Source organism: Vallitalea maricola (assembly GCF_036985595.1).
Classification (GTDB): domain Bacteria; phylum Bacillota; class Clostridia; order Lachnospirales; family Vallitaleaceae; genus Vallitalea; species Vallitalea maricola.
Window position 1 is genome coordinate 92,601 of record NZ_BTPU01000005.1, and the last position, 22,549, is coordinate 115,149.

Annotated in this window: 26 protein-coding genes; 25 read left to right on the forward strand and 1 reads right to left on the reverse strand. The window is 31.8% G+C overall.

Annotated elements, in window-relative coordinates:
- The 14 genes from AACQ14_RS02060 to AACQ14_RS02125 all read left to right on the forward strand — a co-directional run bounded on the left by AACQ14_RS02060 (window position 1) and on the right by AACQ14_RS02125 (window position 12,727).
- A complete protein-coding gene (locus AACQ14_RS02060; protein WP_339361904.1) occupies window positions 1–1,470 on the forward strand; it encodes a phage portal protein in 1,470 nt (489 codons plus the stop codon).
- A gap of 12 nt (window positions 1,471–1,482) precedes the next feature.
- A complete protein-coding gene (locus AACQ14_RS02065) occupies window positions 1,483–2,502 on the forward strand; it encodes a minor capsid protein (RefSeq protein WP_339361905.1) in 1,020 nt (339 codons plus the stop codon).
- A 43-nt stretch (window positions 2,503–2,545) separates the two neighbouring features.
- Window positions 2,546–3,115 (forward strand): DUF4355 domain-containing protein, encoded by a 570-nt coding sequence (locus AACQ14_RS02070; RefSeq protein WP_339361906.1) that lies wholly within the window; start codon window positions 2,546–2,548, stop codon window positions 3,113–3,115.
- Window positions 3,116–3,151: 36 nt separating this feature from the next.
- Window positions 3,152–4,279, forward strand: coding sequence for a P22 phage major capsid protein family protein (locus tag AACQ14_RS02075; protein WP_339361907.1), 1,128 nt, complete (start codon window positions 3,152–3,154; stop codon window positions 4,277–4,279).
- A 61-nt stretch (window positions 4,280–4,340) separates the two neighbouring features.
- Window positions 4,341–4,481 (forward strand): hypothetical protein, encoded by a 141-nt coding sequence (locus AACQ14_RS02080; protein WP_339361908.1) that lies wholly within the window; start codon window positions 4,341–4,343, stop codon window positions 4,479–4,481.
- Between the two features lie 9 nt (window positions 4,482–4,490).
- Entirely contained in the window at window positions 4,491–4,832 is a 342-nt protein-coding gene (locus AACQ14_RS02085; RefSeq protein WP_339361909.1) for a phage head-tail connector protein, read from the forward strand.
- Between the two features lie 4 nt (window positions 4,833–4,836).
- Window positions 4,837–5,157: a hypothetical protein gene (locus AACQ14_RS02090; RefSeq protein ID WP_113671200.1), complete on the forward strand. Its 321-nt coding sequence runs from the start codon at window positions 4,837–4,839 to the stop codon at window positions 5,155–5,157.
- Entirely contained in the window at window positions 5,150–5,650 is a 501-nt protein-coding gene (locus AACQ14_RS02095) for an HK97 gp10 family phage protein (protein WP_113671199.1), read from the forward strand. The genes AACQ14_RS02090 and AACQ14_RS02095 overlap by 8 nt, the downstream gene beginning before the upstream one ends.
- Entirely contained in the window at window positions 5,647–6,018 is a 372-nt protein-coding gene (gene gp17, locus AACQ14_RS02100) for a tail completion protein gp17 (protein ID WP_113671198.1), read from the forward strand. The genes AACQ14_RS02095 and gp17 overlap by 4 nt, the downstream gene beginning before the upstream one ends.
- A gap of 25 nt (window positions 6,019–6,043) precedes the next feature.
- Window positions 6,044–6,901: a major tail protein gene (locus tag AACQ14_RS02105; protein WP_339361910.1), complete on the forward strand. Its 858-nt coding sequence runs from the start codon at window positions 6,044–6,046 to the stop codon at window positions 6,899–6,901.
- 68 nt (window positions 6,902–6,969) lie between these two features.
- Window positions 6,970–7,398: a hypothetical protein gene (locus AACQ14_RS02110; protein WP_339361911.1), complete on the forward strand. Its 429-nt coding sequence runs from the start codon at window positions 6,970–6,972 to the stop codon at window positions 7,396–7,398.
- The gene (locus AACQ14_RS02115) at window positions 7,398–7,658 is read left to right on the forward strand and encodes a hypothetical protein (protein WP_113671195.1); all 261 of its coding nucleotides are present in this window, start codon (window positions 7,398–7,400) and stop codon (window positions 7,656–7,658) included. The genes AACQ14_RS02110 and AACQ14_RS02115 overlap by 1 nt, the downstream gene beginning before the upstream one ends.
- 13 nt (window positions 7,659–7,671) lie before the next feature.
- Window positions 7,672–10,794, forward strand: a complete 3,123-nt coding sequence (locus tag AACQ14_RS02120) for a phage tail tape measure protein (RefSeq protein WP_339361912.1) — start codon at window positions 7,672–7,674, stop codon at window positions 10,792–10,794.
- A 4-nt stretch (window positions 10,795–10,798) separates the two neighbouring features.
- Window positions 10,799–12,727, forward strand: a complete 1,929-nt coding sequence (locus AACQ14_RS02125; RefSeq protein ID WP_339361913.1) for a phage tail spike protein — start codon at window positions 10,799–10,801, stop codon at window positions 12,725–12,727.
- A 13-nt stretch (window positions 12,728–12,740) separates the two neighbouring features.
- On the opposite strand, the gene AACQ14_RS02130 is transcribed toward AACQ14_RS02125, so the two are convergent.
- A complete protein-coding gene (locus tag AACQ14_RS02130) occupies window positions 12,741–13,403 on the reverse strand; it encodes a stalk domain-containing protein (RefSeq protein WP_339361914.1) in 663 nt (220 codons plus the stop codon).
- A 73-nt stretch (window positions 13,404–13,476) separates the two neighbouring features.
- Here AACQ14_RS02130 and AACQ14_RS02135 point away from each other — a divergent pair, with 73 nt between their 5' ends.
- The 11 genes from AACQ14_RS02135 (at window position 13,477) to AACQ14_RS02185 (ending at window position 22,462) form a co-directional block, all read left to right on the forward strand.
- A complete protein-coding gene (locus AACQ14_RS02135; RefSeq protein WP_113671191.1) occupies window positions 13,477–13,728 on the forward strand; it encodes a hypothetical protein in 252 nt (83 codons plus the stop codon).
- Window positions 13,729–13,840: 112 nt separating this feature from the next.
- Window positions 13,841–14,368: a distal tail protein Dit gene (locus AACQ14_RS02140; protein ID WP_113671190.1), complete on the forward strand. Its 528-nt coding sequence runs from the start codon at window positions 13,841–13,843 to the stop codon at window positions 14,366–14,368.
- Between the two features lie 46 nt (window positions 14,369–14,414).
- Entirely contained in the window at window positions 14,415–14,807 is a 393-nt protein-coding gene (locus AACQ14_RS02145) for a phage tail fiber protein (RefSeq protein WP_339361916.1), read from the forward strand.
- Window positions 14,808–14,816: 9 nt separating this feature from the next.
- Window positions 14,817–15,338, forward strand: coding sequence for a hypothetical protein (locus AACQ14_RS02150; RefSeq protein ID WP_339361917.1), 522 nt, complete (start codon window positions 14,817–14,819; stop codon window positions 15,336–15,338).
- 14 nt (window positions 15,339–15,352) lie between these two features.
- Window positions 15,353–16,387, forward strand: coding sequence for a hypothetical protein (locus tag AACQ14_RS02155; protein ID WP_339361918.1), 1,035 nt, complete (start codon window positions 15,353–15,355; stop codon window positions 16,385–16,387).
- 10 nt (window positions 16,388–16,397) lie between these two features.
- On the forward strand, window positions 16,398–16,661 hold the full coding sequence (locus tag AACQ14_RS02160; RefSeq protein WP_339361919.1) for a hypothetical protein: 264 nt from the start codon (window positions 16,398–16,400) through the stop codon (window positions 16,659–16,661).
- Window positions 16,661–16,807, forward strand: a complete 147-nt coding sequence (locus tag AACQ14_RS02165; RefSeq protein WP_339361920.1) for a hypothetical protein — start codon at window positions 16,661–16,663, stop codon at window positions 16,805–16,807. The genes AACQ14_RS02160 and AACQ14_RS02165 overlap by 1 nt, the downstream gene beginning before the upstream one ends.
- Window positions 16,808–16,852: 45 nt before the next feature.
- Window positions 16,853–17,704 carry a hypothetical protein gene (locus tag AACQ14_RS02170; RefSeq protein WP_339361921.1) on the forward strand — a complete coding sequence of 284 codons (852 nt, stop codon included), beginning with the start codon at window positions 16,853–16,855 and terminating at the stop codon, window positions 17,702–17,704.
- A gap of 199 nt (window positions 17,705–17,903) precedes the next feature.
- Window positions 17,904–18,908, forward strand: coding sequence for a site-specific tyrosine recombinase/integron integrase (gene xerA, locus AACQ14_RS02175; RefSeq protein ID WP_339361922.1), 1,005 nt, complete (start codon window positions 17,904–17,906; stop codon window positions 18,906–18,908).
- A gap of 107 nt (window positions 18,909–19,015) precedes the next feature.
- Complete coding sequence (locus tag AACQ14_RS02180; RefSeq protein WP_339361923.1) at window positions 19,016–21,577, forward strand: hypothetical protein; 2,562 nt, start codon at window positions 19,016–19,018, stop codon at window positions 21,575–21,577.
- A gap of 33 nt (window positions 21,578–21,610) precedes the next feature.
- Complete coding sequence (locus tag AACQ14_RS02185) at window positions 21,611–22,462, forward strand: amidohydrolase family protein (protein ID WP_339361924.1); 852 nt, start codon at window positions 21,611–21,613, stop codon at window positions 22,460–22,462.
- Window positions 22,463–22,549: the final 87 nt, after the last annotated feature.

Consider the following 22,549-nt stretch of genomic DNA (forward strand, 5'->3'; position numbering starts at 1 on the left):
ATGGAAACAACAAATATAAATTTAGAAGTTCCAACAATGATAAAAGTTTCAAAAGGCACAGAAGTAACAGGAGAGCTGATAAATAAAATAATAGATATCTTTAACAGTACCTATGTGCCTAGATTTGATGTTCTGGAAAAGTACTATGATGTTAAGAATCAAATATTAGAAAGAGAAATGAATGATACTACTAAACCAAACAATAAACTAGCTCATGGCTTCGCAAAGTACATAACCAACATGGCAACATCTTACTTTTTAGGTCAAGGGATTAATTATACTACAAAAGATAACAGTAGCAAGAAGAAAAGAAATTTCTTCAAAAAACTATTTGGGAAAAAAGGTAAGAGAAAAAGTCAGGTACATAGAAGTGATTACATAGATGCATTGAATGAGGTTATGAATGACAACAATAATGATAATGTAAACTATGAAACAAGTAAACAAACAAGTATAAATGGTGTAGCCTTTGAATTATTATACGTTAATGAAAACGCAAAGGTAAAATATAAGAAATTTAAAGCTGATGAAATAATACCAGTCTATTCCAATGATGTAGATAACTTTCTAGCCTTTGCTATAAGACCTTATGAAGAAAAAGACATATTGACAGATGAAATCAAATACTATGCTGATGTTTATACAAAAGATGAAATCATAACTTATATAAAAACTGATGAAAGCTATGTTGAGGAAGAAAGGAAAACTCATCCATTTGGTGATGTACCTGTTTTAGTTTACTGGAACAATGAAGAACGTAAAGGAGATTTTGAAGATGTTATATCTTTAATTGATGCTTACGATTTGGCACAATCTGACACAGCCAATGACTTTGAATACTTCACAGATGCTTACTTAGTACTTGTTGGAGCAAGTGGACTTACTTCTGATGATGATAGTGAAGACAGTTCTAATTCAGCCAAAACATTAAAAGAAGAAAGGATACTTCTACTAGATGAAAAAGGTCAGGCACAATGGCTGATTAAAAACATGAATGATACTGCAGTAGAAAATTATAAAAACAGATTATACAAAGATATATTCTTTTTAAGTCAAGTACCTGCCTTAACAGATGAAAGCTTTGCAGGGAATCTTACAGGTATTGCGATTAAGTATAAGCTTATTGGACTTGAACAGCTTGCCATAATGAAAGAAAACAAGTTCGAACCTGCTGAAAAGAAGAAAATAAAGCTTATAACTAATGTAATAAATATGAAAAAAGGAACAGGCTATAATCCTGATGATATAGAAATTATCTTTACTAGAAACATGATCCTAAATGATTTAGAAGACATTGAAAAAGCACAAGGACTTGAAGGCATAACATCAAAGAGAACACAACTCAAACAACTAAACTTTATTGATGATGTGGACGAAGAGATAGAGCAGATTGAAAGAGAAAAGGAAAAAGAGAATGACAGCTTAGATTTTGAAGATGATTTAGACGACATGGAAGACCTAGAGGAATAGAGGTAATTCTATATGAGAAGTAAGGAGTACTGGAAAAAACGTTCATTACGAAGAGAAAAAGAATTTGATAATAAAGCTAAAGAATATCTAAAAGACTTGGAAAAAGAATTTAGGGTATCCATGACAGCAATAGATAAGAGGATAGAACAGCTTTATAAAAGATTTGCCAAAGATAACAAACTGACTTATTACGAAGCTAGGAAAAAACTTGATAAAACAGATTTAGAAGTGTTTAAAAAGCAAGTTGACAAATATCTAGCTGATAATGTCATGAATGATACATACAATCGTTATCTTAGGAATTTAAGTTCCAAAGGAAGTATAACAAGATTACAAGCCTTACAAAGCGAAATAAGGCATGAAATTGAAACTCTCTACAACTCCTTTCAAGACAGTATAGAAAAATACTTGATAGATGTATATGAGGAAAATTATTATCGAAGCATATACGAAATACAGATAGGAACTAATATAGGAACAAGCTTTGTAAGACTCAATCGGCAGGCGTTAAGCTTTGTTATTCATTATGACTGGTCAGGTAAAGACTATTCAGACAGGATATGGAAGCATAAAACAAAGTTATTGAAAACCATTAAAAGTCAGTTTAAACAAGGACTTATACAAGGGAAAAGTAATCATGAATTGGCTAAGAAAGTAGCCAAAAGAATGAATGTAGCTTATTCCAACGCTTTTAGGTTAGTTCGTACAGAGAACAATTATATCTATAATGCCAGTAATAAAAAGTCCTATGAACAATCAGGAATCGTAATGAAATATAGATTTATTGCTACCCTTGATAGAAGAACTTCAAGTAAATGCAGAAAAAAGGATAATAAAGTATTTAACATAAAAGATGCACTTGTAGGAACGAACTACCCACCTTTGCATCCAAACTGTAGAAGTACCACAATACCTATCTTTGATAAAGTAATGGATATAAACAAATTTAGAAGAGCTAAAAGCTTAGGTAGATATTACTTTGTACCAAGTAATCTAAGTTATGAAAAATGGTATAAAAAATATGGAGCATAACGCTTTAAACATATTTTAAATATAATTTTAGGAGGCTTTAACAATGGAAGAAAATAAAAACATTGATACCAATAATCAAGAGACTAACCAAGAGGAGACTAAAACTACTGAAACAAAAGAAACTACTGAAACAAAAGAAGAAAAGACCATGCTGACAAAAGAAGAACATCAAAAGATGGTTAATGAAGCGGTTGCTGCAGCAGTAGCAGAACAAAAAGAAAGTTTTAACAGTCTGCTAGAAACAAAGCTTGAAGAAGAAAGGCGACTAGCTAAACTTGATGATGATGAAAGAGAAAAAGCAGAAAGGGAAAGAAAACAAAAAGAGCTGCTTGAAAAAGAAAAAGACATTGCTAGAAGAGAACTTAAAATTGAAACAACAAGACTGCTTGCAGAAAAGAATTTACCAACGGACTGCTTGGAGCTTGTTATTGGTGAAGACATGGCAGCTACCAGTAAAAAAATTGAAACTTTCCAAAGCATGTTCAACCAAGCAGTTGAAGAAGCTGTCAACAAACGTATAGCAGGAAATACACCAATAACAGGCAGTAAAACAACTACAGATGACAGTAAACTAAGTGACAAAGAATATTTTGAAAGACACTATAAACAGTAATAATCAGTATTTAGAGATTAAAAGGAGAGATTAATAATGGCTAATAAATTTTTAACTATGCAGTCAATCGCTAGACAGGCACTACCAATACTTGTAGACAATCTTGTATTCCCTAACTTGATTTACCAAGACTATTCACAAGAGTTCGCAGGAAAAGGGGATACTATTCAGATTAAGAAACCACCAGTATTTCAAGCGAACGATTTTGATGAAGATAATGGTGTAGAAGTTCAGGACATCAACACTGGAAAAGTATCCATAACACTTGATAAACTAGCTGATGTTTCCGTAGAGGTGACTAGTAAACAACTTGCACTTGAAGCAGCAGAATTCAGACAACAAGTTACAGAGCCTATGGCTGTAGCACTTGCTGAAAAGATTAACCGTGAAGGACTTGACCTATATCAAGACATTCCATATTTTTCAGGAACATCAGGAACAACACCAGGGGCATTACAAGACATTAGTAATATTCGTAAAGGATTGAACAAAAGAAAAGTACCAATGAGTAATCGACAAGCTGTATGGGATGTTGATGCAGATGCAAAATTCACAACACTTGATGCACTAGTAAATGTTGATAAAGCAGGAACACCAATGGCACTACGAGAAGGTTCTATTGGTCGTGTATACGGTATAAATAATTATTATTCTCAAGCTGTAAGCGTTCATGAAGCAGGAACTGCAACAGGTGCAACTGATCCAAAAGTTAATGGAGCAGTAACCAAAGGTCAAAATATAATTAACATTGATGCTACAGCAATGACAGGTAAATTAGTAAAAGGTGACTTACTGACAATAGGAACTTATCAGCATGTTGTAACTGCAGATACAACCGAAGCGTCAGGTAATGCTATAGCTGCAGTAAATATCTATCCAAGCTTACAAGAAGATATTTCTGATGATACACCAATAACATTTATAGATAAAACTGCAGGTGCTCACGTAGCGAACATTGGCTTCCATAAGAATGCCTTTGCATTTGTAACCAGAAGTTTAGAATTACCAAGAGACAAAGAAGCATATACAGTAAGTTACAACGGAATCACTCTAAGAGTAGTATACGGTTATGATATGAAATTCAAAAAGAATATGATGTCAATGGATGTGCTTTATGGATTCAAAACTATTTATGCAGAACTAGCAGAAATCATTCTAGGATAAACTTACATACCAATAGGGTATTAGTAACATTTTCTAATACCCTTCTAGGAGGTGAAACAACATGAAATGCCCTTACTGTAAGAAAGAATATAGTGACAGCATTATAAAATATCATATGCAGCGTTGTGACAAGAAAGAGGAAAAGAAGCCTGAAAACAAAGACCCGAACAAGGATAACGCCAAAGGTAAAACTAATAAGTAGGTGAATCTATTGGATTATTTGCAAGAAGTGAAATTAAGATTAGATATTACGGATACAAGCGAAGATGATAAACTTAACAGTTACATAAATCAATATCTTGAAGAGATACTTAATTACTGCAATATAAAAGAATTTCCACAAGGGCTTAATTACACCTTAGTAGACATAGTAGTTGATATTTACAATAATTCAAGAAAAGGAAGTTATTTAGGTAATTTAAGTAGTGAAAGTCAGGGAGATAGAAGTATTAACTATCAATCTTACAATAAACTTACTGGAGCAGGTGGCAGTGATTTTATAAAGAACTATGCTAAAAAATTGAACCGTTATAGAAAAATAAAAATGAGATGATTACATGTATACTAATGCGACAGCAATAAAATTGCAAGTTACTGAAAATACAGATGATGAAGGATATATCAAATTAACTTTTGTAGAATCAGGAGACGGATTTGCGATAGATGCTCAACCTTATTCTAGTCAAACAGCACAGGAAGAATACGGAATACAAAAAGACAATATACGTTATAGGTGTTTTTCAGATAATCCTATACCAATGGAAGAAGGCGAATATATTCGTGTGAGTGATGAAAATTATCGTGTTGTATTAGCTCATGAATGGGATTATCACACTGAATTTATATTGCAATGGTTAAAAGGTGAGGTAGATGGCTAAAGAAGGTTTCATAGGTGCTAACCGATTAAAAGAAAAGTTTAGAGCCTACCATCAAAGAGCCACCAACAATATAGAAAGAGCATTATATAAAGGTGGTTTACAAGTTGAATCAGATGCAAAACTTCTTGTTATTGTAGATACTGGACATTTAAGAGCATCTATCGCAACTAGGCTAATATCAACACAATCAAAAACAGTTGTGGAAATTGGAACGAATCTTGAATATGCAGCCATTATAGAATTTGGTTCAAGCCCTCACTTTCCACCAGTAGATGCATTAGAACCCTGGGTAAAACGTGTTATCTTGAATGGTGTTGAAGCATACGAAGGTGAAGCTAAAGACGTAGCATATGCAGTAGCCAAAAACATAAGCAAATGGGGAACACAGGCAAGACCATTTTTACAGCCTGCCTATGATATGAATATAGATCATATAAAAGTAGATGTGAAAGAAGCCATAAAAGAATCAAAAAGTGAGTTGAAAAAGAAATGATAAGCCTTAATAAAGAAGTAGTAAACCTACTTAAAAATGATGCTGACATTACAGCCATTGTGAAAAATAGGATATATCCTAACCAACCACCAGTAGATGCAGAAAAATATCCTATTATCACATATCTTGAAATAGACAATATACCTAATAAATATGCAGACAATAAAGTAATGTCAAGTAAAGTAGCTATTCAACTTGATATATGGACTAAAAATTCAAGTTCAACAGACTTATCCATTAAAATAGATAAAGTCATGTTTGAAAACAAGTACAAGAGATTCTATACCCATTCACTTAGTGAAAAGTCAACAGGTATACAACATAAGATAATGAGATATAGAAAGCTTGTAATAGAATCAATAAACTAGAATAACCAAGAAAGGAACGATATACATGGAAGGATATATGACAGGTGTAGAAAACTCCCATATAGCTATTAAAAATGGTATGACTTATGAAACTCCTGAATTTGCAAGTTACTCTACTGATATAAAAATAGCTCCACAAGTAGCAACAGGTGCATTGTATGGAGATAATGCAGCGAGAGCAACACAAGCAAAAACAACCAAATACATAGTAACAGCAACATTTACAAACTTACCATTAGCCTTAAAAGCCAAAATATTAGGACATCAATATAGCAATGGTCAGATGATAACCAAAAGTACAGATAAAGCACCTAAGATGGCTTATGGATTTAACTTTACCAAAGAAAATGGTGCAAAGCGTTATGTATGGTTATACAACGGACAATGGCAGGAAAACGAGGAAAACGGTCAATCAGAAAGTGAAAATATAAACTTTCAAACTGTTACATTAACAGGTGAATTTATAGTAAGAGAGGATAACACTTTCAAGATGACACTTGACACAGATTCGCCAGGATATAACCCACAGAAAGCAGCTAACTGGTACAAAGCTGTCCAAGAATTTGAAGAAGATACAACAGAACCTACATTAGTAAGTTCAGTTCCTGCAGATGCAGCAACAGGTGTAGCAATAGATTCTACTATAACACTAACATTCAATAAAGCAATGAATCTAAACACCTTAAATAACATCTTGGTAGTTGATGAACTTGTTAATGATGTAGATACAACCATTGCTCTATCTGATGATTATAAAACCGTTACGATTACACCAAAAGCAAACTTAGGAGCAAACATGTTACATAATGTAATTCTTAACAAGCTAATGGATACAGCAGGTAATACCCTACCTTATACTACTATAGATTTTACAACAGCCTAATGAATGCAATAGGTGTTACACAGGTTAAAATAAAGCTTGCTGACACTACATATATACTAACATATGATATGCAGGCTTTATTTTACATAGATAACAAATACGAAAGTTTTCAAACATTCTTAGAAGATATTAAGGTAGGTAACCTAGTAGCTGTAAAAGTAGCATTAGAAGGTGGAACACTAAGAGGAAAACAAGAATTTAATCCATGTTTAATACACCTTAAAGATGTTTTTTTTATAACAAGTAAAATCATATATGCAATAAGCAGTAATATGCCTGACAATGATAAAACTCATAAAACAACAAAAAGTAAAGGAAAAAGTAAAACGGATCTATCAAAACTTCTTGAACAATACTATTACATTGGGTTGGCTGAATTGAAACTTTGCAGAAATGACCTTCTAAGCATGACATTAAAAGAATTATTTAGAATGATAGACATAAATAGAAATGGAATCAAGACCAAGAAAACAGTACCATTGGAGGCGGTTATATAATGGATATCCAAATAAAAGGTAAAAACTACAAATTAGACTATAATCTGAATGCATTAATAGACATTCAAAAACGATATGGTTCAATGGAAGAAGCACTGAAAAAGTTGAAAGTAAATAACTATGAAGACATAAGGTTTTTTTTAATGATTGGTATTAATCACGGTATGGATTTAGAACTAAGCGAAAAAGACGTTGGAAAACTTCTCAACATGGATAACATATCAGAGGTATCAATAAATATGATGAAAGCTATATCATAAGTAGGTGGCATAGATGGCAACAAAAGAAGTTATTGATGAATTAGTTGTTCAGATAGGCACTGATTACACTAATTTCAAAAGTGGCTTGGATAATGTTAATAAAGAACTTGAAAAATCCAGTACAAGAGCATTAGAAAAACTAAAGGAATTTGATAAAGTAGGTAAAAACCTATCTTTATATGTAACAGCTCCATTAGCATTACTTGGAAAAACAAGCCTTGATATGTCAATGGATGTAACTGAAAGCGAAAACCTATTTGAAGTAAGTATGAAAAATATGGCTGATGCTGCAAGAAACTTTTCAGAGAAGTTACGAAATGATTTAGGATTAAACGCTGTAGAAGTAAGAAAGAATGTCGCAACCTTTCAAACAATGTTTAACTCCATGAAGATTAGCGAAGAACAGGCTTATAAGATGTCAACCTCATTATCAGAACTTAGTTATGATATGGCAAGCTTCAGGAATCTAAAGCCAGAGGAAGCATTCCAAAAATTACAAGCAGGTATATCAGGAGAAACAGAACCATTAAAAAGATTAGGTATCCTGATTGATGAAGCTACAGTCAAACAAGTAGCATATAAAAATGGTATTGCTGAAACAGGTAAGGAACTGACACAGCAACAAAAAGTATTAGCTAGGTATGCAGCCATCATGGAACAAACAAAAGATGATCAAGGAGATTTAGCAAGAACCCTTGACAGTCCAACCAATAAGCTAAGAATCTTCAACGAAAAGGTAAAAGAATTTGAAACCAACATCGGTGATGCTCTTATCCCTCTAATGAAAAAATTATTAGACATAGCTACACCAATAGTTAATACGTTCAATGACTTTGGAGATGAAACACAGTCTGTAATTGTACAAATAGGATTATTAGCTGCAGGTGTAGGACCTGCGATATTAGCGATAAACAAACTAAACGCTGCATTTACATTTTTAATGGCTAATCCAGTAGTCTTGGCTATATCTGGAATAGCTGCAGTAATAGCTGCTATAGCAGTAGAAGCAGCTAAATCAAAAGATGAACAAGAAAAGCTTAATCAGGAATTACAGAAAACCAATGAAATAAGAGAAAAAGGAATAGCTATCAGCCAGATAGAGGAAATCCAAAAAGAAAAAGAAGAATTAAAGAAACTGGTAAAGCAGTATAATGAACTACAAAAAGTGCATGACGAGATAATAGCGAAAGCACAAGGTGTAGACGGTGAGTTTAATGAATTTCTACTTGATTCAGATGCATTATCAAAAGTAACTGAACAAATGAGAGAACTAGACAAAGAATTTGATAAGATAGGCGTTAGTTATGAAAATGCATCTTCGAGGGTAGAAGCCTATGAAACAGCACTAAAAGAAGCCAATAAGGAAAAAGAAAGACAGATTGAATTACAGAACCTTAGAAATACAATAACCAATGATGAAATAGCAACAGACCGTCAGCTATACAACCAACAATTACAAAATACCAACGAACTAAAAAAACTTGTATCACAGTACAAGGAATTGACATCCAAACAACAGCTATCCACTTCACAGAAAGAAAACCTGATAAAAGTCAGTAATTCACTTAGGAATCTATTAGGTGAAGAAATAGTTGCAAGGAACAGCCAGAATGAAGTAATAGGGTTGAACATAACAGCCATCAACAGTGAAGTAGAAGCAATAGAAAACAATGTAAACATCAATAAACAGGCTATAAAAGAAAAAATAAAAGATGAGATATCATTTACCAACATCAAGACAAACGAAGTCATCAAACGTATTGAAGTTGAAAACGGTTATCTTAAAACTATAAACAAGTTAAGAACACCATATAACCAAAAATATGATGATCCAATCACAGCCCAGGTAATGAGACAAAGTAATCTGATGCTTGATAAAGAAAAGAAAAAGAGAGAGAGCAGTATCAATGAATTAGATAAAATATTGAATCAGCTCAAAACCAAAAAGGAATCATATAAAAAAGAACTACTGAATATTGATGATATCAACTTTGATACAAAAGACATCAACCTGAAAACCAACATAGATATATCTGCTGATAATACAAAACAGATAGACAACATAAGTGAAGCAAACAGATTGTTGCAAGAACAAAACAAAGACCAGTTAGAAGCAATAAAAGACCAAGACGAAGCATTAGAAAAAGCCTATAAGAACTTACAGGATAATCTTAAATCATCAAGAAAGTATCAACTTGAATTACTGGAAGATGAAAAGAAGAAAAGAATAGAAATTGTTCAGGACGAAATCAAAGAGCAGGAGAAACTTCATAAGCAAAAGCTTGAAGACATTCAGGAAGAAAAAAACAAAAAGTTAGATGCTATCCAAGAAGAAATAGACAAAATACAAAATTCAGCTAAACAACAAGACCGACAACAAGAATTACAAGAAGCCAAACAACTATATGAACTATACAAACAGTCATCAACTGCAGAGGGACAGAAAAAAGCTAAAGAATTAGCTAAACAAATAAGGGATATAGAGAATCAGGAGCAGATAGACAGCCTTAAACAACAGCAGGAGAACATCAAAGACCTAGCAGAACAAGAAGAAAATGACACCAAGAAAGCATATGAAACCAAAATAGAAACCTTGAAAAAGCAAGAAGAAAAGCTTAAAAGCCATTATGAAACACTAACTAATCAGGTGATGAAACACTATAACACTGTAGAAGCAGAACTAAAAAACCAATACAATACCCAGAAGGAACTAATAAATGAACGAAGCTATGTAATAAAAGAACAAAATGAGCAGATGTTAAAAGCAGTAAGTGAATATGCTAAGAATAATGAAGCCATATATACAAAAAGTGCAGATGACATAATAAAGCTTCTAAAAGATAAAGCAGGAGAATACTACCAAACAGGTATAGAACTAGCAAAAAGCTTTCAAGAAGGACTAAAAAAACAGTTGGAGATAACCAAAGGATATGAAACAACTCTAGGTGGTAATCTCACTATACCAGAGATACCAACAGAAAAAACAGCTAGTACAACAAATAACAGTACCAATAATACTAAGAATGTAAAAGTAACCATTAATAATAATGGTACTAACATCTTTGAAACAGATGCAGACATAGAAGAATTTAGCGATACACAAGCAACAGAAATTGAAAAAGTGATAGATAGGTGACAATATGAAGATTAGTCAATTACCCATTGTAAAAGAGCCATTAGGCAGTAGTAATTTCAAGAGAGTAGCAGTATTACAGAATGTATTCAATTTCTTCGTTAACAAAGAGATCAACGGAGATTATTCCTATGAATTTGATATGCTTATAGATGATCCAAAACTAATGTATGTAAAATACACCAATTTCATAGAGGTTGACGGTCAACTTTTCACTATCAACAATATTGATTATAAGAGGGAAACAAAAGGAAGTAAGAGTGTTCATGTATCAGGATATCATATATTCTTTAGATTGAATGACTTCTACCGAGAAAAAGACGGTGTACTTGATAATTACAAACCTAATGTAACCCTTAGTGAAGTTGTAAATGAACTACTTGAAAATACTCCATACAGCTTAGTTACTACAGATATAACACAAAGAAACGATATGATGTTAGAGCGTGGGGGGATTCTTCGTAATATAAAGAAATGCATAAATACATTTGGTGGTGAGTTGATACTGGATAACTTTAAAATATCCATAGTAAAGACATTTGGAGAAGATAAAGGTATTTTGCTTAGATACAAGAAAAACATATCAAGTATTAAAAAATCCATCCAAAGTATTGATGTTATCACCAGATTATATGTATATGGTAAAGACGGGCTTACAATAGAAAGTGTAAACGGTGGTAAAAAGTATTTGGATAGTCAATATATAAATGAATATCCATTTATAAGAAACAATGAAATCACATATAACAATATAACAAACCCTAACTTACTATTAGAAAAAGGGAATGAATACCTGAAAGAATATGAAAAACCAAGAATTATTTATAGGGTTAATGTAGTTGATTTAACAAAACTAGACCCATCAAATACAGAAAAGTTTTCATTAGGGGACACCGTCCATGTAGTTGACAAAGAATTGAATATAAAAACAAAATCTAGGATATTGAAATATAAAGAATACATGATACCGAGCGAATCACCTAGAAGTGTAGTAACAGTAAATGATAAACCAGTCACTATGACCGATTTTTATGTCAAATATAATAAGACTAGTAATATCGTTGAAAAGGTGTTTAATCAGCAAACAAAAGACCTTGATACCAATTACTTGGATGGAGCAATCAATACCCTTAAAAATAACCTATTAGCGTCAGGAGCATATAACACAGCAGAGGTATTAGAAGATAAAGGGTACTTACTAGAAAACACTAATACATCAAGTACGGACTATGGAGCAATGTATATAGGACCTGGTATCTTTGCAATAGCAAGTGATAAAGTCGGTGGAAAATGGAACTGGCGAACATTTGGAACAGGTAAAGGCTTCGTAGCAGATGAAATCATAACAGGAACATTAAATGCAGGACTAGTCAATGTAATCAATCTTGATGCAGATAACATCAATACAGGGACACTCAATGCTATAGATATATACGGAAGTACCATAACAGGAAGTGTCTTAACAGCTAATAACAGCACCAGTAATACAAAAGTTGAGATAAATCCTTCTGATAGTAGTGTATTCTCAATAAAGTATTTCGACGAACCAGTATTCAGGATACAGGGAAAAGATATGTATATAGGTAGTGAAATCAACTTTGACAATACCAATGTATTTAACCAAATAGATATATCAACAGCAAGTAATCAAGCCTATATAAGAAACAATAATAACTATTTGACTATATTTGCTAATGACCATAATTTAGAATTTGGTTCTGTAATAAACGATAACATAACTTTGCGTACTAACAATGATGATTTCAATATTTATACAGGTGAAGGTATGATGAATCTAAATAATAGAGAAGTTGCTACTATGAATAAGGTGGTTAAAGATTATAAACAAGATGGTATTATGTTGAAACATTATGAAGGGTATTTACAATATTCGCTTGATGGCAGTACATGGTTCAAATTGGTACAGATTGAATAAAAAAAGCAAGAAATTAATCTTGCTCAATAAGTGGTAATATTTGATTTTGATATATTTCATAGTCTATATAATCATCAGTATAGGACGTTTTAGAGTTTTCTTTTTTTACAAAGCAAATAGAATCAATGTTATCAACTAAAATTGTATTGTTATTACCTCTATCATAAACTTTACAAGGTAAAACACTACCACTTATTCTATAATCGTATTTTGTACCTTGACTTTTAGCGTAAGCTAAATCAAAGGCATCACTTATATCACTGGATTTAATATACTTTTTACCATCAAACTCAACAAAGTTCAAACCGTTTTCTACATAGAATTTACCATCTTCATAAGGAGCTTCAATGTAATGTTTATCTTCATCAACTATAGTTTCAGCTTCGACAGAAGTTACTGCTAAAGACTTGAATAACTCAACCCTTTTTAACTCATTGTTCCATTCAAGCTTAGTACCAGTAATATCAGCAAAAGCTCTAAGAGGAACGTAAGTATTACCTTCCCATGTAAGAACTGGGAGTTTATCGCTTTTATATTCTTCACCATTGATAATAATAGGATATTCAGCTTGTTTCATGACAAATTGTTTGATAGAAGCTGTAACAGAGCCACCAAATAAACCGAGCATCAAAGCAGCACATACAAAACCTGCAATGAACCCTTTAAAAATTTTCATTAGTAATCAACCCTTTCAATTATTTATTTATATATATAGTGTACCACAAAATTATAAAAAGGAGACAAGAAAAATGAAAACAAATATAATTAATCAGGATAAAAGAATAGAAGAAAATAAGGTAATCATCAAGAAAACTACAGAAGATGTACTATCAAAAAATGATCTAATGATTATGAAACATAAAGCACAGGAAGAAAAGGAAAGACTGAAAGACAGCATGAGACAGATTAAAAAAAGATATGATGCTTTAACTAATCAGGAAAAAGAGATTGATGAGTTAATTAGTATGATTCCTGATGAAGAGGTAACGCTGGAAGATTAAAGCATTATAACTTAATGATAGAATAGATATATTTTAAAGGGTTTAAAAGTTGTTAAAATAGCTTTTAACACTGCTTTAACAGTGACTTGTAGAAGGTAAAAGGTGATAACATATGTATGGTCTTATTTTTAATAATATACATTCAGATACTTACAATTTAATTATGCGTTCTGTAGATAGACAGCTTCTACCTGTTAGGGATAAAACAAGTATAAAAGTATCAGGTAAAGCAGGTACAGCCAATTTTGATAACAATTATAATAACAGATTCATTACCATTGAATTAGGTTTTGAGTTTTCATCTTTGCAAGAGCTGCAGCTAAGAAAAAGAGAAATTGCTAAATGGTTATCAGGATATGGTAAATTACAATTTGATGATGAACCAGATAAATATTATACAGGAAGAATATACAACGCTATATCATTTGAACAGGATTATCAGTTAGCAAGTTTTCAAGTAGTTTTTGAATGTGATACATTTGCTTATGGTTCACAGGTAAATATTAATAATGTATTTAATGATAATAGCCATACGATAGATATTACTTATAATGGTACTGCAGAAACTGAACAGGTAATTAAGGTTAAGAATATAGGTAGTAACAGTATTAATGGATTCAAGATTAAGATTGAGAAGTAACTAATTATTTAGTGATTTTAAATAAAACTAAAGGAAGTGATACATAATGGGTATGTCAAATTACCTTGAAACAAAGTGGCTAAACACTATTAGAGGGTTTGTGTTTATGGGAGTTAATGAAGTATATGTAGGTCTTTTCACAACACCAGGCACAGATTTAACACCAGGGACTGAACCAAGTGATTCAGCATATTCAAGACAGCTTGTTACATTCAGTGAGCCAGTACAGGAGTCAGATAAAGCAGTTATTAAAAATACTGCAGAATTAAGTTTTAACCCTGCTACAGAGAATTGGGGAACGATAAGTCATTTTGGATTATTTGATGCATCTACAGGTGGTAATTACCTTTTCCACGGTGAAGTGAATACAGCTAAGACAGTTGAGACAGACGACCAATTAAAAATACAGGCTAATGAGTTAACAGTATCATTGGAATAGGATGATCTTATGAGTAACGCAAAGTTTAACCGAATAAAATATAATTTATCACCTTTTAATACACAGTATATCAGGGCTTTACTTATTAGCCTTACTGCTACTGGTTATGGAACGATTACAACTAGATTAACTGGATTATTCGCTATTTCTTTGTTTGGAGCAGGAGCAGGAACAACAAAAGCAAGATTGATTTTTCAGATTGAAGTATCAGGAAGCACTAACGGAAAAGGTAATATTGATGCTAAGTTAATACGAATGAGAAAGTTATCAGGGCAGATGGATAGTAAAGGATTTGCAGAGCTAAAGATAAGGCTTTTTAAGATTATGGAATATCTAGGTGTATTAAATACTGGTGATACCCTAGAAATAGATACTAATAACTTTTCTGTAAAGATTAATGGTATAAATGCTTTTGATAATTTCAAGGGCGATTTTATCGGTATTGATGGAAATACTACAGTAATCTACGAAGATGCTGAAACAAGTAGAGATATTGAACTGAACATTAATTATACAGAGAAATATTATTAAGTGAGGTGAGTTAAATGCAAGATATGTACGAAGCAATACCTAATAGTCCTGTAACCACTATTACACAAGATATAACTGATACAGTTACCACTATAACCCTTGCAGATGCTTCAAAACTACCTAATGCCCCTAATATAGCTACTATAGGAAATGACGAACAGGCAGAGACAATCAAGTACACTGGCAAAGATGGTAATAACTTAACTGGTGTTACCAGAGGATTTGAAGGAACTGCAAGAGCTTGGGGAGCAGGAACTATTATTAGTAGGAATATGACAGCTTATGATAATAATGCATTTAAAGGTAATATTGAGGAAGTTAGTGCGGGATTGGCTGATATTGCGAACGTAATTGTGGCTAGTGGAACAGGTACAACTATAACATTAAGTATGCCTAGTGTGACAGCTTATACAGATAATATGAAACTTACTTTTATATCTAGTGCTGATAATAGTGGTAGTGCTACTACCATAGATATTAATAGTCTAGGGGCTAAGAATCTATATAAACCAAATACTACTACAGCACCTAATCTTAAAAGCGGTAAGCCATATACAGTATGGTATAATGGAACACATTTTTTCTTGCAGGCTAGTGCGGAGGGTGATGCTCTTGCTGAACACGTACTAGCAGGGAAGATATTCAGCAATGATGATGATACTGGGATTGTTGGAACGCTGATTCAAGGGCGAAAAGTGGCAACTCTAGCTTTTCCAAGTAGCGTGATGTCGCAAAATTCTTTTGGTGGGTCAACTAATGTAGAATTAAGGTATTTTAATGTGCCTATTACAGGTATAGGATTTAAACCATCAATGGCGATAGTTAGGCAATCTAATGGTTCGGTTTCTATTGCAGGTGGCGTGGATGAGGGAGCTGGTATAATCGGTTTATCATCGGCTTTTGACCCTTCTACCTCTGCTATTGGTACAATAAGTTACTACAATAATGATAATACTATGTTTAACAGTGATGGAGTTAATGCATCAAAAATATGGTATGCAAGAAATAAGAGTTACGCAGATGCAGGAATAATTACTTTAATAGAATAGAGGTGAAAAAATGAACAGAGGAAGTTTGATTATTTACGACAACGACGGAAAAATATGGTGCTATATAGCAGATGCTGAAGGAGTAGCTTCACCTCATGATATTCCTAATGGTATACCTTACATCCTAACAGAATACGGAGAACAGGATAATAAAATAGTAAAAAGTGTAGATGTATCAACCACACCACACAAAATTATTACAGAGGATATTATAACGAAACCATCGTATGAGGAATTAGAGACACGATTACTTGAAGCAGAGGGGGTAATTTAATGATTAATCAAATCATAGTTGATATATTAGTCAGAAGAATCAATGAGGGATGGATTTATCCTAAAACAGGATTACCACTTACAACTAACGATATTCTAAAAGAAGAATATAAGACAGCAGTTGAAGCAATAATTAGTGCGTCATAGGATACTATTGGATACTAGTGCATCAATCAATAATTTTAAGAAGGAATGAGACAAATGCTTGAAAAAATATTAGATAGTTGGATAAAGAAATATCCTGAATTAGCACAAGAAGAATATAATATTCTTTTAGCAGAAGGTTTAGGTGATTATAAAGGTAAACCTAATAGTTATGGAAAAGAATTACATAAGCTTGGTAGAATGGGAGCAGAATTAGGCATATTTAAAAATGGAATTTTGATTTACTCAACTAAAAATGTCAGCACATTGCCAGATATACCAATGGACGTAAAAGCTAGATTTAATCATGGCTCTCAAACGCCTACTTTATGTACAGGTGTATATCCTTTATACACCAAGTTACATGGTAGCAAAAGAGAAGAAGCTTTTGAACTTGGAAAAGGAGCTGAAATAGTTCCTGTAATACGGAATAGTAAACAGTATATAGAATATGAAAGTATTTCTAGTGGTATTAATTTACATCACCGTTCAATGAATGATAGTGAAACTTGGGCTTGGAGTACAGGTTGTCAAACAGTTTTAGAAGAAGATTTCAAACAAATATTAAAGATTCTAGGAAAATGGAAAAATGGAAAATATATTCAAGGTGTATATGTAGGTAAGATCATAATAGATAGAAGCCAAATTCCATATACTTTACAGGAACGATATAAAAAAAGATATGGAAAGTTTTATTCTAATTGTTTTAATACGAATGATACTGTAATTAATACTTCTAAAGACATTCCTAAATGGTATAAGGATGGGTTAGATGGCTTGATAACAGATGGTGCAAATATAAGTTATGAATATTGGGAAAAGAAGTTAGGGAATAATCTCAAAGTAGGAGAATTTATGGCTATATTACATAAAAACAATAATAGAAAAAAACAGGCTTAAAGTAAGGAAAAACAAGGGTTTTTGTTGAAAAAGGAACGTATGTTTGGTATAATATTAGTATAATAAAATATCGGACATAAGGAGAGGAAGCTTCTCCCTGACAAGAGTATAAGCTTCCTCAACAATCAGTCCCTAAGGACATTTTTAGTATAACATATTAATTCCTTTAGGGCAATGTCCTAAAGGAGGAAAACGTTGAATGAAAACCCAAAAACTAAATAATGAAGTTGTTATTAAGATAGTAGATAATCTTATAGACAAAGAACCTCTTATTGATTGTATAACTGTAAGAAGTGTAGTTGAAAACATATTAAATGATTATGACATTTATACAAAAAAATATCAACTTACAAAGACAGATATTCCTGATAAGATATATCTATACTTAGTATCAAAAAAGCTTGAAGGATTGAGTGATTCCACATTAAAGAATTATAAATATTTATTGGATTTATTTGCGGCAGCTCATTATAATAGGTGTATAGATACAATAACCCAAATTGATATTAAAGTATTTTTAGCTAAGATATTAGAAGGTAAAAAGATTAGTTTAAGTACATATGAAACATATATTGCTTGTTACAAATCATTTTACAGTTGGTTAAGTCAACAAGAATATATCACCAAAAATGTTATGAATGGTATTAAATATCCTAAAAGGAATAAAAACCTTAGAAAAGCTTTAACACTTGAGCAGATAGAGCAATTAAGAGATAGTTGTTTGACTTATAGAGAACGTGCTTTATTAGAGTTTTTACTATCTACGGGATGTAGGGTTAGCGAATTAGTTGGATTATCTGTATCTGACATAGATTGGTCAAGAATGACATTTAGCATTATTGGAAAAGGAAGAAAAGAAAGAAAATGTTATTTTACTTCAAAAACAAGATATTACTTAGAAAAATACTTGAAAATAAGAAAAGGTAATACAGATTGGTTATTCATAAGCAATAGAAAACCTTATAATACTTTAAAAGTAAGAAGCATTGAGAAAGAAATATGTAATATTGGTAAAAGAGTACAAATAAAGGTGTTCCCTCATTTATTACGACATACATTTGCTACATTACTTCTTTGTAATGGGGCTAAAATAGAAGTAGTTCAAGAGTTGTTGGGACATGAAAGTTCAGATACAACACAAGTTTATGCAAAGTTAAGCAAGGAAATAATATATAGTCAATATAAAATGCACATGATTGCTTAAAAATATATAAATTTAATTAAAATTTAAACAGCATTTACCATATTTTTAAATGCTGTTTTATTAATAAAAAAATGGTTCATTTATTGTGGCAAAATAGCTTAATTATTTTGTCAGCATACAGAAGTGAAGGTGACTTTGAATATTACGAATACATGTGGGAAAAAGACGGCATCACTCTTAAAATGGAATTCGAGAAAAATGGTAGAGGTTTGACTTGTATTGAAACAGATGACTATAAAATAAAAGTAAGAGTAAATAAAAAAGATCTAGTTGTCGGTAATGATTACAAGGTACAGTATGAGTGTATTAACAAGAGTGGGAAAGATCTCGATATAGAGATTAAAGGAATAAAAGATAAAAATATAATAAATCACCTTGAATACAAAGGTAACATTAAGGATAGCAAAATAATTGATGGTGAATTTACATTAGATACAATAAAGGAAGAACAAGATAAATATAGAACACACCCATGTGTGACATCAATAATATCAATTAATGGATTGGATGCTACATTCAAAGTAGGAGTTTATCCTAACTTCCCTGTTAAGATGGAGATAGCTAATCAAAATGGATTAAAGAACTTGGAGGAAGAGATAGTTTGTTTTATTAATATAGAAAACAACTTTGACGAAGAAGCCCATGTTGAGTTTTCTTTAATTGATGATGAATGGATTTCATTCAAAGAAAAATCTCAAGTCTGTTCATTGAAAGCAAAAGAAAAGAAATCACTGCCTATAGCGTGTATTCTATCAGATTATGGTTTCTATAGTAAAGAGCTGGAGACAAAAATCAACGCTTCAGGTAAAACCATTAAACATAATGTTAAACTTAGAGGTTCTTTCAGAGGATGTACAGGAAGATATCATGGTGAAGATGATACATGTTACTCCATATATAATGGTAAATATTCTATATCCCTAATGAAAAAAGATAATGCGACTCGTTTTACTAGTATAGGCAAATATGGTGATGATGGTATATTCCTTAGAGCACCACAGATTGGTAAACCTTATACCATAGAACTATTCAACAAAAAAGCTGATTCAGTATCTTTTATTTCCAAAGGAGAATCAGAGATAATAAAGGCTACTTACCAATTAGAAGATTTCAAGAATATAGTTCTTGATTATTATGTGGAATTATTTCAAAATGGTATAGCCAAGACATACTGTGAAATTAAAAATGTTTCAGAGGATTATACCTATAAAGAATTAATTTATTGTCAAAGAGCTTTCTATCTATTAAAGGATGTCTTATTACCAATGGATGGTAAAGTAGTTAGAACTCCTAATTTGGATGGAATATTGACAAAACAATGGGACTTTAATAAAGTAAGTGAAAACTGGATTTTTAGTGAATATAGTAACATTAGAACAGGTATCGGTTGGCATAACAGTGCTAAAATGAATTTTGATGAGGTATTTGTAATAGTTGATACAGAAATCAATAATCTGTTACCTGGAAAAAGCTTTATTACTGAGCCAGTAACATATACAATTGATACATTTGAAACATGGCAGGATTTTAGAAAATATATGGGAAATACACAGGATATTAGTTATGGAAGTATCAATCAAAGCTTTGAATGCAGAATAAATAATAATAATCCTTTTATAGAAAATCATATGGAAGTTGAGTTTAAAGAGATTAAGAAAATACCTGCAGTTGGTTCAGCTAAGATAACATCCAAAAATAATTTGTTCCAACCTGTAAATGAACCACTTGATTTTATTGATAATAAATCCAGGCTAAAATGTTCTTACGAAAATAAATCTGATATGGATATCATAAAGATGAATGTCAGTTTAGATGTAAAAGATATTGAAAGAGAAAGAGCAGTATTTTTTAAAGGTACCCAAAAAGTTGCTTCAAATATAAGTACGGTTCAAGGTAAAGAAGTTTATGAATTTGATAATGGAATTATCAAAATAAAAGCTTCACCTGATTTTTCTCAGGGTATCTATTCATTGATACATAAAGACAATGAATGGTTGGATAATAGTTTTCCAGAACCAACTGTAAAGAGTTGGTGGAATTTTTGGACTGGAGGATATTCATACATCTCAAATAAGCTTAGTTTTGCTTCATTAGCGAAAGAAAAGAAAAAAGCCGAATTCGTAAGCTTAGAGGATAACTTTGGAAATGTATGGTCGGGTATAAAAACTACCCTAGATATAGTAGAGAATGAGGAATACAGAGGTATTAGTATAGACCAATATTTCTTATTGCTTCCAGGTATACCTGTTTTATGTGATTTTCCGATCATAAAACAACACAGTCCTAAGTATATAGAAGATCATCCTTTTGGACATATGATGTTCATTAAACAAGGAGACAATCTAGAAGACAACTGGGTAGTACAGAGTGACAGAGGCGAAAAAACTATTTATAAATGCGGTAAAACGGAATTTGACCTATATTCTAATCATATTTCTGTTCATGGTTCTAATAATACTGAGTTCAGAATGATTTATTTAATAAATGATAATGAGCCAATTGAATTCTGTAATACTAATGGTATATCAATAGAGGGACATACGAATTATATAAGCTGTGATACTGGTACATCTATTATGCAGAATCCTTCATTTATAGTTTTCAGCAAAGACAATTTGAACGAAGTTATGCTAGAGGATTTATTTAAAATAAGATTTGATATATTATAATTAAAAATAAGAAATCTTTACAAGGAGAATTTTATGGAGATAATAGATGCTCATGTACATTTTTCAAAAATAGAATCTTTCATTCATACTGCAAATAATATTTCCCTGGTTGATTGTTCTTATGAGGGATATTATGATGAATTTAATAAAAATGGCATAGCAGCTAGTATTGGTATGGGCGTTGAAGAAAACAGGGAAGGCAGCTTCCCTGATACTTCATGCCACAATCCAATGCTATTAGACTTAGAGAATGAAAGACCTCATAATATGTATGAATGTATAGGAATTAATCCAGTATTGCTAACAGGTATAACCAAAGATGAACAACTAGGGAAGATTGAATACCATATCAATAATAATACTGTAGTTGGTATTAAACTCTACGCTGGCTATTATCATTATCATGTATATGATGACATATATAAACCTATTTATGAATTAGCTGTTAAATATAGTTTGCCGGTTGTAATACATTCAGGTGATACTTATTCAGAAAGAGGGCTGCTAAAATATTCCAAGCCTTTAGAAGTAGATGAGATAGCTGGTGTCTATAGAGATATCAATTTTGTCATAGCTCATCTAGGCGACCCATGGGTAATGGATTGCGCAGAAGTAATATATAAGAACAGCAATGTATATACAGATATTTCAGGTTTGATTGTTGGGGACAAAAAACAAGTTAATTATATGATGAAACAAAAACTTTTCATGAACCACATTAAAAGAGCATTAGTTTATGCTAATAACTACAAAAAGATACTATATGGTTCCGATTGGCCTTTGGTAGATACTAACGCATATATTGGATTTGTTAAAAAACTCATACCCAAAAAATATTATAAAGATGTTTTCTACGCTAATGCAAAAAGAGTATTCAATTTGTAGCCAATAACATGCTATAATATTAATTATCAAATACTATGAGAGGTAAAACTATGAAGATAACATTTGAAGAAATAGACAAAATTGGAG

What these genes read in the sequence shown, in the direction of transcription:
- AACQ14_RS02060 (WP_339361904.1), top strand. Translation starts at nt 1, where the DNA reads ATGGAAACAACAAATATAAATTTAGAAGTTCCAACAATGATAAAAGTT.
- AACQ14_RS02065 (WP_339361905.1), top strand. Translation starts at nt 1,483, where the DNA reads ATGAGAAGTAAGGAGTACTGGAAAAAACGTTCATTACGAAGAGAAAAA.
- AACQ14_RS02070 (WP_339361906.1), top strand. Translation starts at nt 2,546, where the DNA reads ATGGAAGAAAATAAAAACATTGATACCAATAATCAAGAGACTAACCAA.
- AACQ14_RS02075 (WP_339361907.1), top strand. Translation starts at nt 3,152, where the DNA reads ATGGCTAATAAATTTTTAACTATGCAGTCAATCGCTAGACAGGCACTA.
- AACQ14_RS02080 (WP_339361908.1), top strand. Translation starts at nt 4,341, where the DNA reads ATGAAATGCCCTTACTGTAAGAAAGAATATAGTGACAGCATTATAAAA.
- AACQ14_RS02090 (WP_113671200.1), top strand. Translation starts at nt 4,837, where the DNA reads ATGTATACTAATGCGACAGCAATAAAATTGCAAGTTACTGAAAATACA.
- AACQ14_RS02095 (WP_113671199.1), top strand. Translation starts at nt 5,150, where the DNA reads ATGGCTAAAGAAGGTTTCATAGGTGCTAACCGATTAAAAGAAAAGTTT.
- gp17 (WP_113671198.1), top strand. Translation starts at nt 5,647, where the DNA reads ATGATAAGCCTTAATAAAGAAGTAGTAAACCTACTTAAAAATGATGCT.
- AACQ14_RS02105 (WP_339361910.1), top strand. Translation starts at nt 6,044, where the DNA reads ATGGAAGGATATATGACAGGTGTAGAAAACTCCCATATAGCTATTAAA.
- AACQ14_RS02110 (WP_339361911.1), top strand. Translation starts at nt 6,970, where the DNA reads ATGCAGGCTTTATTTTACATAGATAACAAATACGAAAGTTTTCAAACA.
- AACQ14_RS02115 (WP_113671195.1), top strand. Translation starts at nt 7,398, where the DNA reads ATGGATATCCAAATAAAAGGTAAAAACTACAAATTAGACTATAATCTG.
- AACQ14_RS02120 (WP_339361912.1), top strand. Translation starts at nt 7,672, where the DNA reads ATGGCAACAAAAGAAGTTATTGATGAATTAGTTGTTCAGATAGGCACT.
- AACQ14_RS02125 (WP_339361913.1), top strand. Translation starts at nt 10,799, where the DNA reads ATGAAGATTAGTCAATTACCCATTGTAAAAGAGCCATTAGGCAGTAGT.
- AACQ14_RS02130 (WP_339361914.1), bottom strand. Translation starts at nt 13,403, where the DNA reads ATGAAAATTTTTAAAGGGTTCATTGCAGGTTTTGTATGTGCTGCTTTG.
- AACQ14_RS02135 (WP_113671191.1), top strand. Translation starts at nt 13,477, where the DNA reads ATGAAAACAAATATAATTAATCAGGATAAAAGAATAGAAGAAAATAAG.
- AACQ14_RS02140 (WP_113671190.1), top strand. Translation starts at nt 13,841, where the DNA reads ATGTATGGTCTTATTTTTAATAATATACATTCAGATACTTACAATTTA.
- AACQ14_RS02145 (WP_339361916.1), top strand. Translation starts at nt 14,415, where the DNA reads ATGGGTATGTCAAATTACCTTGAAACAAAGTGGCTAAACACTATTAGA.
- AACQ14_RS02150 (WP_339361917.1), top strand. Translation starts at nt 14,817, where the DNA reads ATGAGTAACGCAAAGTTTAACCGAATAAAATATAATTTATCACCTTTT.
- AACQ14_RS02155 (WP_339361918.1), top strand. Translation starts at nt 15,353, where the DNA reads ATGCAAGATATGTACGAAGCAATACCTAATAGTCCTGTAACCACTATT.
- AACQ14_RS02160 (WP_339361919.1), top strand. Translation starts at nt 16,398, where the DNA reads ATGAACAGAGGAAGTTTGATTATTTACGACAACGACGGAAAAATATGG.
- AACQ14_RS02165 (WP_339361920.1), top strand. Translation starts at nt 16,661, where the DNA reads ATGATTAATCAAATCATAGTTGATATATTAGTCAGAAGAATCAATGAG.
- AACQ14_RS02170 (WP_339361921.1), top strand. Translation starts at nt 16,853, where the DNA reads ATGAGACAAATGCTTGAAAAAATATTAGATAGTTGGATAAAGAAATAT.
- xerA (WP_339361922.1), top strand. Translation starts at nt 17,904, where the DNA reads ATGAAAACCCAAAAACTAAATAATGAAGTTGTTATTAAGATAGTAGAT.
- AACQ14_RS02185 (WP_339361924.1), top strand. Translation starts at nt 21,611, where the DNA reads ATGGAGATAATAGATGCTCATGTACATTTTTCAAAAATAGAATCTTTC.